Source organism: Bacillus sp. MMSF_3353, assembly GCF_030733445.1.
In the GTDB taxonomy this organism is placed as follows: Bacteria; Bacillota; Bacilli; order Bacillales; family Bacillaceae_G; genus Bacillus_A; species Bacillus_A wiedmannii.
Genome location: NZ_JASHJA010000049.1, coordinates 1 through 16,112, shown reverse-complemented (window position 1 = coordinate 16,112; position 16,112 = coordinate 1). Strand labels below are relative to the sequence as shown.

The following is a 16,112-nucleotide window of genomic DNA, read 5'->3' as shown; positions in this document are numbered from 1 at the left end:
GAATTATATTGAAGAGATAGTGAAATAAATATTATGAAGAAACGAGTTGTATATGTGTGCAGCTCGTTTTTTTTATTTTCTTAAAAAAAATGGGAGAATGATGTGTTCTGTAGGATTTTCTGATTCATCCTTATATTTTGTTTTAATAAGGCGAACAAAGAAGTCTGTCCTTTCTTTATAAAATATGAAAATTATTTTTGAAAAATTGTATTGTTACATCGGTAAAAGTATAGGAAACTTATCATTATAAAATAAATTGAAATCTTCTAAAAACTCTGATACATTGAAATAGAAATGTAGTTTCACGATTTTGTAAAGGCTTACAGTTATGTGCACGAAGATCTATTAGGATTGGAGGAAATAATGATGAAAGCTGAAGAAAAATTTTCCCCGGGATTAGATGGTATAGTGGCAGCGGAGACGAAAATTTCGTTTCTTGACACAGTGAAAGGTGAAATTGTAATTCAAGGGTATGATTTAATCGAACTCTCAAAAACAAAAGAGTATTTAGACATTGTGCACCTTTTATTGGAAGAACATCTACCAAATGAGGATGAAAAAGCAAAACTCGAAAAGAAATTAAAAGAAGAATACGCGGTACCAGAAGGTGTATTCAACGTATTAAAGGCATTACCGAAAGAAACGCACCCGATGGATGGATTGCGTACAGGTGTGTCCGCATTAGCTGGTTACGATAATGATATCGAAAACCGCTCGTTAGAAGTAAACAAAAGCCGCGGGTACAAATTATTGAGCAAAGTACCAAACATTGTAGCGAATAGCTATCATATTTTAAATAATGAAGAGCCAATTCAGCCTCTTCAAGAATTATCATATAGCGCGAATTTCTTCTATATGTTAACAGGTAAAAAACCAACTGAACTTGAGGAGAAGATCTTTGATCGTTCCCTTGTTTTATATAGTGAACATGAAATGCCAAACTCTACATTTACAGCGCGCGTTATTGCATCAACGCAATCGGACTTATATGGTGCTTTAACAGGTGCAGTTGCATCTTTAAAAGGTAGCTTACACGGTGGTGCAAACGAAGCGGTTATGTACATGCTTTTAGAAGCTGGTAATGTTGAGAAGTTTGAAGAGTTGTTACAGAAGAAACTATATAACAAAGAAAAAATTATGGGCTTTGGACATCGTGTGTATATGAAGAAGATGGATCCAAGAGCACTGATGATGAAGGAAGCTTTAAAGCAGTTATGTGATGTAAAAGGCGATTATACACTATATGAAATGTGTGAAGCTGGAGAAAAGATTATGGAGAAGGAAAAAGGAATTTATCCGAACCTTGATTATTATGCAGCTCCAGTATATTGGATGCTTGGTATTCCAATTCAACTTTACACACCAATCTTCTTTAGCTCTAGAACAGTAGGACTATGCGCGCACGTAATTGAGCAACATGCGAACAATCGATTGTTCCGTCCACGTGTAAATTATGTTGGCGAGCGACATGTACTTAGTAAATAAGAACAACTGGGGAGTTGTTAGCGCCGCCCGCTAGATGGGTGTTTGACAGACACCCATCATTAATAATAACGAATTTTCGACAGAAAGGGAAGAATAGTATGATTAAAACAAATGAAATTAAACAAAAAGATGCATTATTAGAAGAAATTGCGGATTATGTATTAAATAAAGAGGTAACTAGCGCAGAAGCATTCAGTACTGCTCGTTACGTATTACTTGATACACTTGGATGCGGAATTTTAGCACTACAATATCCAGAGTGTACGAAATTACTAGGACCAGTTGTACCAGGAACGATCGTGCCGAATGGTACACGTGTACCAGGTACGTCATATGTGCTTGATCCAGTGAAAGGTGCATTTAATATCGGATGTATGATCCGTTGGTTAGACTATAACGATACTTGGCTTGCAGCAGAGTGGGGACATCCATCTGATAACTTAGGCGGTATTTTAGCAGTTGCAGATTATATTAGCCGTGTTCGTATTTCAGAAGGAAAAGAACCATTAAAAGTACGTGAAGTATTAGAAATGATGATTAAAGCGCATGAAATTCAAGGTGTACTAGCTTTAGAAAATAGTTTGAATCGTGTTGGTCTTGACCATGTATTATACGTAAAAGTAGCAACAACTGCTGTAGTTGCAAAAATGCTCGGCGGAACACGTGAAGAAATCTTTAATGCATTATCACATGCATGGATTGATAATTCTAGTCTTCGTACATATCGTCATGCACCAAATACAGGCTCACGTAAATCATGGGCAGCAGGTGATGCAACAAGCCGCGGTGTTCATCTTGCAATGACTGCTCTAAAAGGTGAAATGGGATATCCAACAGCATTATCTGCACCAGGCTGGGGATTCCAAGATGTATTATTCAATAAACAAGAATTAAAGTTAGCAAGACCATTAGAGTCTTATGTAATGGAAAATGTATTATTTAAAGTTTCATATCCAGCAGAGTTCCATGCACAAACAGCTGCAGAGTGTGCTGTGAAATTACATCCAGAAATTAAAGAAAGATTAGATGAAATTGATCGTATTACGATTACAACTCATGAATCAGCAATTCGTATTATCGACAAAGAAGGTCCATTAAATAACCCAGCTGATCGTGATCATTGCTTACAATACATTACGGCAATTGGTTTGTTAAAAGGAGATATCGTTGCGGATGATTATGAGGATGTAGTAGCAAATGATCCACGTGTAGATGAATTACGTAATAAGATGGTTGTTGTTGAAAACAAACAGTACAGTTTAGATTATCTTGACCCGAACAAGCGCTCAATCGCCAACGCTGTTCAAGTTCATTTCAAGGATGGCACTGTAACAGAAAATGTGGAATGTGAATATCCACTTGGTCACCGTTTCCGTAGAGACGAAGCGATTCCAAAAGTTGTTCAAAAATTCACTGCAAATATGGCAGGTCATTATTCTAGTAAGCAACAAGAACAAATTCATGAAGTTTGTCTAAATGAAGAAAAACTAGAAAATATGAATGTAAACGAATTTGTAGATCTATTCTTAAATTAATAATAGGGGGAATTTAGAATGGCTTGGGTTGTGAATAAACAGTCAACACAAGAGGAGCTTGCGAATTGCTTCCGAGCTTTAGTAGAAGCAAATGAAATTTTGCAAATTCCAGGTGCTCATGATGCAATGGCTGCTCTTGTTGCGAAAAATACAGGTTTTTCAGCTTTATATTTATCGGGAGCTGCTTATACTGCAAGTAAAGGTCTACCAGATTTAGGAATCGTGACGTCTACTGAAGTAGCAGAAAGAGCAAGAGATCTAGTAAGAGCTACAGATTTACCAGTTCTTGTTGATATTGATACAGGATTTGGCGGTGTATTAAACGTAGCGAGAACAGCAGTAGAAATGGTGGAAGCAAAAGTTGCGGCTGTTCAAATTGAAGATCAACAATTACCGAAGAAATGTGGACATTTAAATGGTAAGAAACTTGTTACTACAGAAGAGTTAGTTCAAAAGATTAAAGCGATTAAAGAAGTTGCACCAAGTTTATATATTGTGGCACGTACAGATGCTCGCGGTGTAGAAGGCTTAGATGAAGCGATTGAAAGAGCGAACGCCTATGTAAAAGCAGGTGCAGATGCAATATTCCCTGAAGCACTTCAATCAGAAGAAGAGTTCCGTCTATTTAATAGTAAAGTAAATGCGCCTTTACTTGCGAATATGACTGAGTTCGGGAAAACGCCGTATTATAGTGCAGAGGAATTTGCGAATATGGGCTTCCAAATGGTTATTTATCCTGTAACTTCACTTCGTGTTGCAGCGAAAGCATATGAGAATGTGTTTACTTTAATTAAGGAAACAGGTTCTCAAAAAGATGCACTTTCAAGTATGCAAACGAGAAGTGAGTTATATGAAACAATTTCATATCATGACTTTGAAGAACTAGATACTGGAATTGCAAAAACAGTATTATCAGAGGATCAATAGATAAAACAACTAAGGCGATGAGAATACATCTTTGGCAAAACGAACTGCTTGATGTGACAATTCATCGCCTTCTGTTTTCAAAAATAAGAAATTCCACTCATCGTAGACGAGCATACGTAGTAGCAAGTAAGGCCGAAATGATAGGGGGATTCAGATGGAGAAAACAAAGTTACCGTGGGATGAATTTTTTTCACTTAATAAAGATGTGAATTATACTTTCTTTACGCCAGAAGATTTTTCAGGAGATGAAGATTTAATCGCAAAAACGACAGAACAATTCGTTAAACAAGAAATTGTTCCACAAATGGAGAATATTGAACAACATAACTATAAAGTTTCTCGTCAATTATTTGAGAAAGCTGGGGAACTTGGATTATTAGGCATTGAGGTACCAGAAGATTATGGCGGGTTCGAGTTAGGAAAGGCTGTCTCAGGTCTTGTAGCAGAGAAAATGGGGTACGCTGGTGCGTTTAGCGTTTCTTTTAATATACACGCTGGTGTCGGTACATTACCTTACATATATTATGGAACGAAAGAGCAAAAAGAAAAATATTTACCGAAAATCGCATCGGGAGAATGGATTGGGGCTTATGCTTTAACGGAGCCAAATGCTGGTTCGGATGCATTAAGCGCAAAAACAAGCGCCGTATTGAATGAAGAGGGAACAGCTTGGAAGTTAAATGGTGAGAAGCAATGGATTACAAATGCTCATATGGCAGATCTATATGTTGTTTTTGCGAAGACAAATAAAGGAATGACAGCGTTTATTGTCGAAAGAACATGTGAAGGTGTATCTATTGGATTAGAAGAAAAGAAAATGGGGATTAAAGGTTCTTCAACAGCGACTCTTATTTTAGAAGATGTTGTCATCCCTGCTGAAAATGTTTTAGGGGAAGTTGGGAAAGGGCATCACGTAGCTCTTAATATTCTTAACTTTGCTAGACTTAAACTTGCTTTTGGAAATATTGGAACAGCAAAACAAGCAATTGGTTTGTCGGTTCAATATGGAAAAGAGCGAAAACAGTTCCAAACGGAATTAGTAGACTTTACGATGATTCAAGAGAAGATTGCAAATATGATCATTGCTACATATGGAGCCGAAAGTGCAGCTTATCGTACAGCAGGTGTAATCGATGAAGCAATTCATGAGAGCGATGAAGATCTTATGAAGAAAATGTCCCAATTTGCAATTGAATGTGCACTGAATAAAGTAAATGCTTCTGAAACACTTGCTTATATCGTAGATGAAGCTGTACAAATTCATGGTGGTTACGGTTATATGCAAGAGTATGAGGTAGAACGATTATATCGTGATGCTAGAATTAGTCGTATTTTTGAAGGAACGAACGAAATTAATAGATTAACAGTTGCCAAAATGTTAATGAAGCAAATCGAACAATTAGAAGATACTGAAGTAGAAAGTGATGTAGCAAATGTCGAAAGAAACCATCGTTACATTTTATTAGCGAAAAAATTGTTGAAACAATCTTTGAAAACGCTCTCTAAAACTCCAGGTCTAAAAATTGACCAAGAACAAGAATATTCACGTGTAATTTCAAATATGTTGACGGACGTGTACGTCATGGAATCAGCGTTTTTACGTACGAGAAAAGCGGTAAGTAAAAATGGTGAGGAAAAAGAACGTACGAAGCAATTAATAACGGATGTTATTTGTGAAGAAGGATACCGTAAAGTAGAAGAAGCGGCGATTTCTGTACTTTCAGCAGCTGTCACAGAAGAACAAGATAGACATGTGATTTTAGCTGAAATCCGTCAATTATTAGTACCTTTATACACGAACGTATTTACGCAGAAGAGAGAAATTGCGAAAGCTATTATAAATCGTGGGAAATATATTGTGTAAAATAGGAGGAAAGCGATATGAAAAAGATTGGTTTTATCGGTTTAGGTAACATGGGTCTTCCGATGTCAAAAAATCTAGTTAAATCAGGTTACACAGTATATGGCGTGGACTTAAATAAAGAGGCAGAAGCGTCCTTTGAAAAAGAAGGCGGAATTATCGGTCTATCAATCTCAAAACTAGCAGAAACATGTGATGTAGTTTTTACAAGTTTACCTTCACCTCGCGCTGTTGAAGCGGTATATTTTGGAGCAGAAGGATTATTTGAAAATGGTCACTCGAATGTAGTTTTCATTGATACAAGTACGGTATCGCCGCAGTTAAACAAACAATTAGAGGAAGCTGCAAAGGAAAAGAAAGTAGACTTTTTAGCAGCGCCTGTTAGTGGTGGGGTAATTGGAGCTGAAAACCGTACATTAACGTTTATGGTTGGTGGATCGAAAGAAGTATATGAGAAAACGGAATCTATCATGGGCGTACTAGGTGCGAATGTTTTCCATGTTAGTGAGCAGATTGATAGTGGCACAACAGTTAAATTAATTAATAACTTATTAATTGGTTTTTATACAGCTGGTGTGAGTGAAGCTTTAACATTAGCGAAAAAGAATAATATGGATTTAGATAAAATGTTTGATATTTTAAATGTAAGTTACGGTCAAAGTAGAATTTATGAGCGTAATTATAAAAGTTTCATTGCAACTGAAAACTACGATCCAGGATTTACTGTGAATTTATTAAAGAAAGATTTAGGATTTGCAGTAGATTTAGCGAAAGAAAGCGAACTTCACTTACCAGTAAGCGAAATGCTATTAAACGTATATGAAGAAGCAAGTGAGGCAGGATATGGTGAAAACGATATGGCTGCTTTATATAAGAAAGTTAGTGAACAGTTAATTTCTAATCAAAAATAATAGACTTATATACATCATAAAAAAGGAGAGAATATAATGATTACAACTGAAATTAAACGAGTAAAAAATCATATTAATGGTGAGTGGGTAGAATCTACTGGTACAGAAGTAGAAGCAGTTCCGAATCCGGCGACTGGAAAAATTATCGCTTACGTTCCGCTATCTCCGAAAGAAGATGTTGAAAAAGCTGTTGAAGCGGCAAAAGCAGCATACGAAACATGGTCTAAAGTACCAGTTCCGAATCGTTCAAGACAATTATATAAATATTTACAGCTTTTACAAGAAAACAAAGAAGAGCTTGCTAAAATCATTACGCTAGAAAATGGTAAAACATTAACGGATGCAACTGGTGAAGTGCAGCGAGGGATTGAAGCGGTAGAACTTGCAACATCAGCACCAAATTTAATGATGGGACAAGCTCTTCCGAATATTGCTAGCGGCATTGATGGATCGATTTGGCGCTACCCAATTGGAGTTGTTGCTGGTATTACACCGTTTAACTTCCCAATGATGATTCCATTATGGATGTTCCCACTTGCAATTGCTTGCGGTAATACGTTCGTATTAAAAACATCGGAAAGAACGCCACTTTTAGCAGAGCGACTTGTAGAGTTATTCTATGAAGCTGGTTTTCCAAAAGGGGTATTGAATTTAGTACAAGGCGGAAAAGATGTTGTAAATAGCATTTTAGAAAGTAAAGATATTCAAGCTATTTCATTCGTTGGATCTGAGCCGGTAGCTCGTTACGTGTATGAAACAGGTACGAAACACGGGAAACGTGTACAAGCGTTAGCTGGTGCAAAAAACCATGCGATTGTAATGCCTGATTGCAATCTTGAGAAAACAGTGCAAGGTGTAATTGGATCTGCATTCGCAAGTAGTGGAGAGCGCTGCATGGCATGTTCAGTAGTAGCAGTAGTTGATGAAATTGCTGATGAATTCATCGACGTACTAGTAGCAGAGACGAAGAAGTTAAAAGTAGGTGACGGTTTCCACGAAGATAATTATGTTGGACCATTAATTCGTGAATCTCATAAAGAGCGCGTATTAGGCTATATTAATAGCGGTGTAGCAGATGGAGCAACTTTATTAGTTGATGGTCGCAAAATTAAGGAAGAAGTTGGAGAAGGTTACTTTGTAGGTGCGACAATCTTTGATGGTGTAAATCAAGAAATGAAAATTTGGCAAGATGAAATTTTTGCTCCAGTATTAAGCATTGTACGAGTTAAAGATTTAGAAGAAGGTATTAAATTAACAAATCAATCTAAATTTGCAAATGGCGCGGTTATTTATACGTCAAATGGTAAACATGCACAAACGTTCCGTGATAATATCGATGCTGGTATGATCGGTGTAAACGTAAACGTTCCAGCACCAATGGCATTTTTCGCATTTGCAGGAAATAAAGCTTCATTCTTTGGTGATTTAGGTACAAATGGTACAGATGGTGTTCAATTCTATACACGTAAAAAAGTTGTAACAGAGCGCTGGTTTTAATAGAGAGTAAACAGCCAAAACAGTTGTTAAATGAAAAACACCACTCTGAAGATGTGGTGTTTTTCGTCTTGTTAATTATTTTTTTCAAAAGCTAGTTTAATACCAAAGCCAATTAAGACGATTCCTGTTAAGCCTTGAATATAACGTTGCGTCCTCGGTTTTTTCATAAAAGCACTAATTTTATCAATTAAAAATATATAAAAAGCGAACCAAATAACTGTTAATACGAGGTAAGTAAGACCCATTACGAGAAGTTGAATAAACGTATTATGATTTGGATTTAAAAATTGAGGTAAAAAGGTTAAAAAGAAGACTGCAACTTTAGGGTTTAATAAATTCGTAAGAAACCCTTGGCGAAAGCAAGAAGTGTGTTCATCTTCATTATTTAAAGATATATCGTTCGTATCAAAGCCTTCTTTGTTTCTTACCGCTAAAAGGGCTTTAATGCCAATATAAATTAAATACAGAGCTCCAACGTACTTGAAAATAGAAAATAAAAGAGCTGACTTTACAATAATTGCGGAAAGTCCGATTACTGCTGCTAAAGTATGAATTAAAAGTGCAACACATGTACCGAACACTGTTTTCACTCCACCGACCTTACCGGCAACCAATGTATTTTTCGTCGCCATTGCAGTATCAGGACCGGGTAAAATAATAAGACAAATAGACATAATGATGAAAAGAAAATAATTTTCAATCATAGTTGCTCCTCCTTTTTATTTTTAGAATATTTGATTAAAAGTAGTGTAGCACACATTTTTGATTTAATAAAATTAAATTTTATTAAAAATTATTAAATGAGAAAGAGGCTATATAGTAGTGAAATTCCACTACTATATAGCCTCATGTTTATCCCGAATGAACGGGCGCCCCACCACTTATGCGTTAAGTAAGTTGAAGAATCGATTTACATCTTCTTCTGAAACATCACTTAACTGCTTATATATATAATCCGGATTTTGATCTTTATCAACGACAACAGATCGTACTCCTTCAAAGAAATCTGCATGTCTCATGAAATTTTTAGCAAGTACAAGGTCAGTAGCGAAACATTCTTCAACGGACTTATTTTGTCCATCAATAAACTGTTTTAATGTTACTTTTAACGAAATAGGGGATTTGGATAATAGTGTTTCTTTCGTTTTTAAAGCAAAGGAACTTTGGTCTTTCTCCAATGAATGGACGATCTCTTCAATTGTATCGAAAGCAAAATGAGTATTCATTTCTTCTAATGAAGGAGCAAGCTCGCTTTCTAATTTTGGAGCAGTTGCAAATGTACGAATAACTTCTTTTAAATTAGTATGTACATCATCTTCTTTATGCCAATTTACATTTTCAAGTTCAGTAAGGAAATTTGGTAAGGAATCAGATGTCATAAAGTAATCAGCAGCGTTTATAAATAATACGTCAGCAGCTTTTAAAATAGATGCTGTTAAAGCAACATATCGGCCTGCAAAACCTGGAGCTTTATTTAAGAAATAAGCAGCACCGACATCTGGAAAGAATCCGATATTCATCTCTGGCATTGCCCATTTCGTACGCTCCGTTACAATTCGATATTTCGCACCATTTGTAAGACCGACACCACCACCCATTACAATTCCATCTAAACAAGCGATGATCGGTTTTTTATATTGATAAATATATGTATCAATTTCATACTCTTCTTCAAAGAAACGTTCCGCATGCTGTAATGCAGCTTCATTCGAACGTGCTTCATAAAGAGTTTTAATGTCGCCACCTGCACAAAAACCTTTTGTGCCAGCTCCTTTTAATACGATAAGCGCAATTCGCTCATCATTTTCCCACTCTTTCAGTTTTTGCCCAATTGGTTGCAACATGTCATAAGATAAAGAATTAAGTGCTTTTGGGCGGTTTAAAGTAATTGATGCAACGCCGTTTTCGCTAACAGAAAATAAAACGTGTTCAGTCATAATTCATCCTCCCTTACATATCTTCTTATTCTTAATTCTTGATACGTACTGAAATGTCCTTTATAAATTTTGTCTAAACTTGACGGTGCGTGTTAATTTCGACACTGCATATTTTGACGAGTTATATTTGCAGGATTTTGAAGGTTGAAAATGAATATTACAACATTACTGTAATTGTAATTATTTGAAATTATCATGATAAACACGCTATTATATATGTGTAAATTGTGCATAATTACTTCAAAAAGAGTATTTGAAGTGATTATGATGAAAGAAAAATTGCTTTTCATTAGAAATAGAGAAAGGAGAAATCGGAATGCCAGGACCTTTACTATTGTCGGTGATTATTTTGTCTTCTTTAATGATAGGGATAACGCAGTATTTTCATCATACAGATACGACAGAGGAAGTGAAGGATAAAGTACGACTTGTATTTCCGATTTTTATCATATCTATTTCTTTTTGCATTTTATTAAATAAGGATGGGTACATTATCGCAGTATTTTCATTTTTTGTAGCGATCGTTTTCATTACAGTTTTATATTATGTAATGAAAGACTTTATACAAAAATAAAGATGTCACATTAGACATTTTTATTTTTACAATAAATAAAATTTCACATACCGTATTATATATAAAAATAAAAAACATATAGCGGTAGAAAAGTGTGTACTTTGCCGTGTATTTACTTGTCAATCTTGCATAGCCAATATACTATTAATAGTGTAGAGATTAGAAAAAGGGGTTGTATCTGTCATGAAATTTGAGATGCACACAAAAATTATTTCAAATGAAAAAGAAGTAAGATTACATATAGAAGAAAACATATTTCAATTAAAATTGGATGGTTATCACTTATTTACAGTTCAAGAAATATTGCCTTTATATAAATCAAATGAAGAAAGAATTGGTAGTGCAATGATACAAAAGTTAGAGTGGGAAAACGGAAAAACTACAATAAACTATCAACTCGTATCACTAAAATCAGTAAATTAAAAGGAGCAGGAAACTATGAAGTTATTTCATACAGCGGATTGGCATTTAGGAAAGCTCGTTCATGGCGTGTATATGACTGAAGATCAAAAGATTGTATTAGATCAGTTTGTACAAGCTGTTGAAGAAGAAAAACCAGATGCCGTAATTATTGCAGGGGATTTATATGACCGAGCAATTCCACCTACGGAAGCAGTAGACTTATTAAATGATGTTTTACAAAAAATAGTCATTGATTTACAAACACCAGTTATTGCGGTTGCAGGAAACCATGATAGTCCAGATCGTATTCATTTTGGAAGTAGTTTAATGAAGAAACAAGGATTATTTATTGTGGGACAATTTCAATTTCCATATGAGCCAATTATATTAAATGATGAATATGGCGAGGTTCACTTCCATCTCGTTCCATATGCGGATCCAAGCATAGTTAGACATGTTTTGAAAAACGAAGATGTACGCTCTCATGATGATGCGATGCGTATTTTTATGAATGAGCTTTCTGAAACAATGGATAAAGAAGCAAGACACGTATTTATTGGTCATGCATTTGTAACTTCTGCGGGAGAAGCGGAAGAGAATACAAGTGATGCAGAACGACCACTTTCAATTGGTGGTGCTGAATACGTAAATAGTCATTATTTTGATAAGTTTCATTACACAGCGCTTGGACATTTACATCAAGCGCATTTTGTACGTAATGAGACAATTCGATATTCAGGTTCTCCACTTGCATATTCTATTTCTGAAGAAAAACATAAAAAAGGATATTATATTGTGGAACTGGACGAGCAAGGTGAAGCAACAATTGAAAAAAGGTTACTTGCACCACGTCGTAAAATGCGAACAGTAGAAGCGAAAATAGATGAATTATTACAACATCCAGTAAGTGAAGATTATGTGTTTGTAAAATTATTAGATGAAAATCCTGTCTTGCAGCCAATGGAAAAAATACGATCTGTATATCCAAATGCAATGCATGTTGAAAGATCTATTCAAAGACGAGAGTTCACAGAGTCAAATGAAGTAACTGTTTCAAGACATAAAACGGATGATTTATCGTTATTAAAGGCTTTTTATAAAGAAATGAAAGGCTTAGATTTATCAGAAGAGAAAGAACGTCTATTTGTAGAAGTACTACAAACAGTGCAAGAACGGGAAGGTGAACGAGGATGAGACCGATTCAACTAATTATGACAGCATTTGGGCCATATAAACAGAAAGAAGTAATCGATTTTAATGATCTTGGAGATCATCGTATTTTCGCCATTTCTGGGAATACAGGAGCTGGAAAGACAACGATTTTTGATGCGATTTGTTATGTGTTATATGGTGAGGCAAGCGGAGAAGAACGTAGTGATACGAGCATGCTTCGCAGTCAATTTGCTGATGATAATATGTATACAAGTGTAGAACTAACCTTTCAGTTAAAAGGGAAACGTTATGAAATAAAACGACAACTTGGACATAAAAAACAAGGGAACAAGACAATTACGGGACATGCAGTAGAACTATATGAAGTGATTGATGAAGAGAATGTTCCAGCTGTTGATCGTTTCCATGTAACGGATGTAAATAAAAAAGTGGAAGATTTAATTGGTTTAAGTAAACATCAATTTAGCCAAATTGTTATGTTACCACAAGGGGAATTCCGAAAACTATTAACATCTGAGACAGAAAACAAAGAAGAAATTTTACGTCGTATTTTTAAAACGGATCGTTATAAGTTAATGCGTGAGTTACTTGATCAAAAACGAAAACAATGGAAAGACGTTTTACAAGAAAAACAGAAAGAGCGAGAGCTATACTTCCGTAATGTTTTCAAATTACCAATCCGCGATGGAGCATTATTAGAGACATTGGTGGAACAAGAACATGTAAACACGCATCAAGTAGTAGAAGCATTAGAACAAGAAACAGATGTGTATAAGGCAGAGGTGGAGCAATTACAAGTAGAACAAGATGTTCAAACGAAGCAATTAAAGGATGCTGAAACACGTTTTCATGCAGCGAAATCCATAAATGAGAAATTTATAGATTTACAACAAAAAAATGAGAAATATAACACTTTACAAGAAAATCGTACAGTTATTGAAATGAAAGAAAAATCTTTTAAACGTGCGGAAGAAGCGAAGCGCTTATTACCATTTGAACAATGGTACGAAGAAGCAATGCAAAATGAGCAGAAGGCTGAAAGTTTATTAAAACAAATAATCGCTAAAAAAGAAAATGTAACGAAAAGCTTTGAACTTGCTCAGGAGAAATATGAAGCGGTAAAGAATAAAGAACCTGAGAGAGAAAATGCAAAAAAACTTGTTCAAAGATTAGAAGAGTTACAACCGATTATTGCATCATTAGCTGAGAAACAGTTGAATTTACAAAATGCAGAAATTCAAATAGGGAAATTAAAAGAAAGTATGCAAAACTTAGATCGACAATTAGATGAGCATACAAATCAAAAACAGCTAATGTCTGATGAATTACAGCAATTAGAACGAGCACTTGAGCAATATGTAGCTAAAGTAGAGGAACTAACGAATATGCGAGAAGATGCCAAAGTTTTAAAGCAAGCATATGATGTTTGGCAAGAAAAGCAAAAATTCGAGAAAGAAAAAGAAGCGGCATATAATAAGATGCGATTGGCAGTTAACGCATATGAAAATATGGAACGTCGCTGGTTAAGTGAACAAGCTGGTATATTAGCTCTTCATCTACATGATGGCGAATCTTGTCCAGTATGTGGTAGTACGAACCATCCGAAAAAAGCTACAGAGCAAAGTAATGCGATCGATGAAAAAGAGTTAAATGATTTAAGAGAAAAGAAAAATGTTGCTGAAAAATTACATGTTCAATTAGAGGAGAAATGGAATTTCTATCACCTACAATATGAACAGGTAATAGAGGAGGTTAAGAAGCGAGGCTATCGCTCAGAGGAATTAGTTGAAACATACAGTGCACTTATTCAAAAAGGAAAACAATTAGCAACTGAAGTAAATACGCTAAAAGCGAGTGAAGAAACGCGTAAGCAAACTGCTGTGAATATAAAGAGTGTAGAAGAAAAAGTAGATGCACTTCAGAAACAAAAGCGTGAGGTAGAAACAGTACAGCACCGTACAGAAATGGAGTGTATGCAGCTTCGTACGTCATATGAACATGATAAGAAAAATATTCCTGAAAACTTACAAACAGTCCAAGCTTGGAAAGTCCAGTTTGACCAAGCTATGCATGAACTCAAATTAATGGAGGACGAATGGAAGAAAGTGCAGGAAGCGTATCAACATTGGCAAAATGAAAATATACGTATTCAAGCAGAACAGGAAAGTGCTTCTAATCAATTTGAAAGTACAAAATTGAAGAAAGAAGAGACGTTTACGCGCTTTATGAAAGAGCTTGAGCAGAGCGGATTTACCGATCAAATTACGTATAAAGAAGCTAAATTAAGTGATGCTGAGATGGATATGTTACAAAAGGAAATTCAAAGCTATTATTCATCTCTTGAAGTACTTGCAAAACAAATTGAAGAGTTACGTGCTGAATTAAAAGATAAAGAGTATATGGATATTACAGCTTTAGGTGAACATATAAAAGATTTAGAAATCAATCTTGATATCATTAAAGAAAAACGTCAACGTGCGCAAAATGCGGTAACATATATTTCTGATTTACATGAAAATATTAGGCGTATTGATGAACAAATTCATGAGGAAGAAAAAGCTTTCCAGGAACTTGTTGACTTATATGAAGTAATGAAAGGCGATAACGAAAGCCGTATATCATTTGAACGTTACATCTTAATTGAGTATTTAGAACAAATTGTTCAAATTGCAAACGAACGCTTACGTAAATTATCAAATGGACAATTTTATTTAAAACGAAGTGAACGAGTTGAAAAGAGAAATCGTCAAAGTGGATTAGGCTTAGATGTATACGACGCATATACTGGCCAAACACGCGATGTAAAAACATTATCTGGTGGCGAGAAATTTAATGCATCACTTTGTTTAGCGCTCGGAATGGCAGACGTCATTCAAGCGTATGAAGGCGGTATTTCCATCGAAACGATGTTTATCGACGAAGGTTTTGGTTCATTAGATGAGGAGTCATTAACAAAAGCAGTAGACGCCTTAATTGACTTACAAAAATCAGGCCGATTTATCGGTGTCATTTCACACGTTCAAGAGCTGAAAAACGCAATGCCGGCTGTATTAGAAGTAACGAAGCAGAAGGATGGGTGTAGTCAGACGAGGTTTGTGGTGAAGTAAGTTCAAGTGTAATTCATACTTAAAGCATTCTTTGCGGGTTTCTAGTATAGAACTTATGATAAAACAAATGCCATCTCTTAATAGAGGTGGCATTTGTTTGTTATTCAATATAAAACAATTCACCTACGAGTTATCTGGAGAAGGCGGTGTATTTTCCAAACGATTATAAGCTTTAAAAGCCGAAATTGCCGATATAACACCACCTACTAAAAATAAAGCTGATCCACTGACTAATATGATACGACTGACATATGTTTCACGAGCTTCTTCAACTTCTTCTTGTAACATTGTTGGCATTTGAAATCCCCCTAAACAACATTTATTTTGTAGATAGTATATACAAACGCCTAAAATATGTTAAAATCACTGGATAGTGTTAGGAGGGAGTATATAGTTAGATGTGAATTGTTTGAAAAATCTTCATTATAAATATATGCTAACTTCACATAGAGCACATATTAACATTGTATTATGTATATGTACCAAATAAATAAAGTGAATTGTATTTCGTTCTGTTTTTAAAAATTTAAAATTCTATTATTTTTATATAAAGGTTTCACATCGGAGTTTTAAATATTTTGGAAATAGATCTAAATAAGAGGAATTCATATAAAAGGGGAATGTCTTATGACAACATATACGAGTGAAATGAGAAAAAGTTTAGTTTCAGAAGAAGATGTAGATATTTTGAAAATTATGGCGC

13 protein-coding genes and 1 pseudogene are annotated in these 16,112 nt (G+C 35.1%); 11 read left to right on the top strand and 3 right to left on the bottom strand.

From position 1 onward, the window contains the following. Positions 1 to 363 precede the first annotated feature (363 nt). The 6 genes from mmgD (at position 364) to RBB48_RS30095 (ending at position 8,216) form a co-directional block, all read left to right on the top strand. Positions 364 to 1,485 carry a citrate synthase gene (gene mmgD / locus RBB48_RS30120; RefSeq protein WP_002108333.1) on the top strand — a complete coding sequence of 374 codons (1,122 nt, stop codon included), beginning with the start codon at positions 364 to 366 and terminating at the stop codon, positions 1,483 to 1,485. A gap of 98 nt (positions 1,486 to 1,583) precedes the next feature. Next, a complete protein-coding gene (gene prpD, locus RBB48_RS30115) occupies positions 1,584 to 3,020 on the top strand; it encodes a 2-methylcitrate dehydratase (RefSeq protein WP_000598118.1) in 1,437 nt (478 codons plus the stop codon). Between the two features lie 18 nt (positions 3,021 to 3,038). Next, complete coding sequence (prpB, locus tag RBB48_RS30110; protein WP_088063295.1) at positions 3,039 to 3,947, top strand: methylisocitrate lyase; 909 nt, start codon at positions 3,039 to 3,041, stop codon at positions 3,945 to 3,947. 154 nt (positions 3,948 to 4,101) lie between these two features. Further along, on the top strand, positions 4,102 to 5,811 hold the full coding sequence (locus RBB48_RS30105) for an acyl-CoA dehydrogenase family protein (RefSeq protein WP_306008720.1): 1,710 nt from the start codon (positions 4,102 to 4,104) through the stop codon (positions 5,809 to 5,811). Positions 5,812 to 5,828: 17 nt separating this feature from the next. Beyond that, complete coding sequence (locus RBB48_RS30100) at positions 5,829 to 6,719, top strand: NAD(P)-dependent oxidoreductase (RefSeq protein WP_098133853.1); 891 nt, start codon at positions 5,829 to 5,831, stop codon at positions 6,717 to 6,719. A gap of 36 nt (positions 6,720 to 6,755) precedes the next feature. Continuing rightward, positions 6,756 to 8,216, top strand: a complete 1,461-nt coding sequence (locus RBB48_RS30095) for a CoA-acylating methylmalonate-semialdehyde dehydrogenase (RefSeq protein ID WP_060488680.1) — start codon at positions 6,756 to 6,758, stop codon at positions 8,214 to 8,216. 71 nt (positions 8,217 to 8,287) lie between these two features. Here RBB48_RS30095 and RBB48_RS30090 read toward each other — a convergent pair whose 3' ends face one another. Together RBB48_RS30090 and RBB48_RS30085 are read right to left on the bottom strand one after the other, a co-directional pair. Next, positions 8,288 to 8,920 carry a LysE family translocator gene (locus RBB48_RS30090; protein ID WP_000572331.1) on the bottom strand — a complete coding sequence of 211 codons (633 nt, stop codon included), beginning with the start codon at positions 8,918 to 8,920 and terminating at the stop codon, positions 8,288 to 8,290. Positions 8,921 to 9,097: 177 nt separating this feature from the next. Continuing rightward, on the bottom strand, positions 9,098 to 10,153 hold the full coding sequence (locus RBB48_RS30085) for an enoyl-CoA hydratase/isomerase family protein (RefSeq protein WP_088063298.1): 1,056 nt from the start codon (positions 10,151 to 10,153) through the stop codon (positions 9,098 to 9,100). A gap of 316 nt (positions 10,154 to 10,469) precedes the next feature. Between RBB48_RS30085 and RBB48_RS30080 the strand changes: the two genes are divergently transcribed. The 4 genes from RBB48_RS30080 (at position 10,470) to RBB48_RS30065 (ending at position 15,409) form a co-directional block, all read left to right on the top strand. Next, entirely contained in the window at positions 10,470 to 10,727 is a 258-nt protein-coding gene (locus RBB48_RS30080; RefSeq protein ID WP_046955733.1) for a hypothetical protein, read from the top strand. Between the two features lie 183 nt (positions 10,728 to 10,910). Beyond that, positions 10,911 to 11,150 carry a DUF2584 family protein gene (locus RBB48_RS30075; RefSeq protein ID WP_000667347.1) on the top strand — a complete coding sequence of 80 codons (240 nt, stop codon included), beginning with the start codon at positions 10,911 to 10,913 and terminating at the stop codon, positions 11,148 to 11,150. A gap of 15 nt (positions 11,151 to 11,165) precedes the next feature. Continuing rightward, positions 11,166 to 12,323, top strand: a complete 1,158-nt coding sequence (locus RBB48_RS30070) for an exonuclease SbcCD subunit D (RefSeq protein ID WP_088063299.1) — start codon at positions 11,166 to 11,168, stop codon at positions 12,321 to 12,323. Beyond that, on the top strand, positions 12,320 to 15,409 hold the full coding sequence (locus RBB48_RS30065) for an AAA family ATPase (protein ID WP_098133852.1): 3,090 nt from the start codon (positions 12,320 to 12,322) through the stop codon (positions 15,407 to 15,409). Before RBB48_RS30070 ends, RBB48_RS30065 begins: the two co-directional genes overlap by 4 nt. 123 nt (positions 15,410 to 15,532) lie before the next feature. Here the strand turns inward: RBB48_RS30065 and RBB48_RS30060 are convergent, their stop codons facing one another. Further along, complete coding sequence (locus RBB48_RS30060) at positions 15,533 to 15,706, bottom strand: hypothetical protein (RefSeq protein WP_001142749.1); 174 nt, start codon at positions 15,704 to 15,706, stop codon at positions 15,533 to 15,535. 330 nt (positions 15,707 to 16,036) lie between these two features. Here RBB48_RS30060 and RBB48_RS30055 point away from each other — a divergent pair. Next, positions 16,037 to 16,112: pseudogene (locus RBB48_RS30055) on the top strand (ArsR/SmtB family transcription factor); the annotation flags it as partial.

Bases quoted from the DNA above. Each gene is read 5' to 3' on its own strand.
- mmgD (WP_002108333.1), top strand. From the start codon at position 364: ATGATGAAAGCTGAAGAAAAATTTTCCCCGGGATTAGATGGTATAGTG.
- prpD (WP_000598118.1), top strand. From the start codon at position 1,584: ATGATTAAAACAAATGAAATTAAACAAAAAGATGCATTATTAGAAGAA.
- prpB (WP_088063295.1), top strand. From the start codon at position 3,039: ATGGCTTGGGTTGTGAATAAACAGTCAACACAAGAGGAGCTTGCGAAT.
- RBB48_RS30105 (WP_306008720.1), top strand. From the start codon at position 4,102: ATGGAGAAAACAAAGTTACCGTGGGATGAATTTTTTTCACTTAATAAA.
- RBB48_RS30100 (WP_098133853.1), top strand. From the start codon at position 5,829: ATGAAAAAGATTGGTTTTATCGGTTTAGGTAACATGGGTCTTCCGATG.
- RBB48_RS30095 (WP_060488680.1), top strand. From the start codon at position 6,756: ATGATTACAACTGAAATTAAACGAGTAAAAAATCATATTAATGGTGAG.
- RBB48_RS30090 (WP_000572331.1), bottom strand. From the start codon at position 8,920: ATGATTGAAAATTATTTTCTTTTCATCATTATGTCTATTTGTCTTATT.
- RBB48_RS30085 (WP_088063298.1), bottom strand. From the start codon at position 10,153: ATGACTGAACACGTTTTATTTTCTGTTAGCGAAAACGGCGTTGCATCA.
- RBB48_RS30080 (WP_046955733.1), top strand. From the start codon at position 10,470: ATGCCAGGACCTTTACTATTGTCGGTGATTATTTTGTCTTCTTTAATG.
- RBB48_RS30075 (WP_000667347.1), top strand. From the start codon at position 10,911: ATGAAATTTGAGATGCACACAAAAATTATTTCAAATGAAAAAGAAGTA.
- RBB48_RS30070 (WP_088063299.1), top strand. From the start codon at position 11,166: ATGAAGTTATTTCATACAGCGGATTGGCATTTAGGAAAGCTCGTTCAT.
- RBB48_RS30065 (WP_098133852.1), top strand. From the start codon at position 12,320: ATGAGACCGATTCAACTAATTATGACAGCATTTGGGCCATATAAACAG.
- RBB48_RS30060 (WP_001142749.1), bottom strand. From the start codon at position 15,706: ATGCCAACAATGTTACAAGAAGAAGTTGAAGAAGCTCGTGAAACATAT.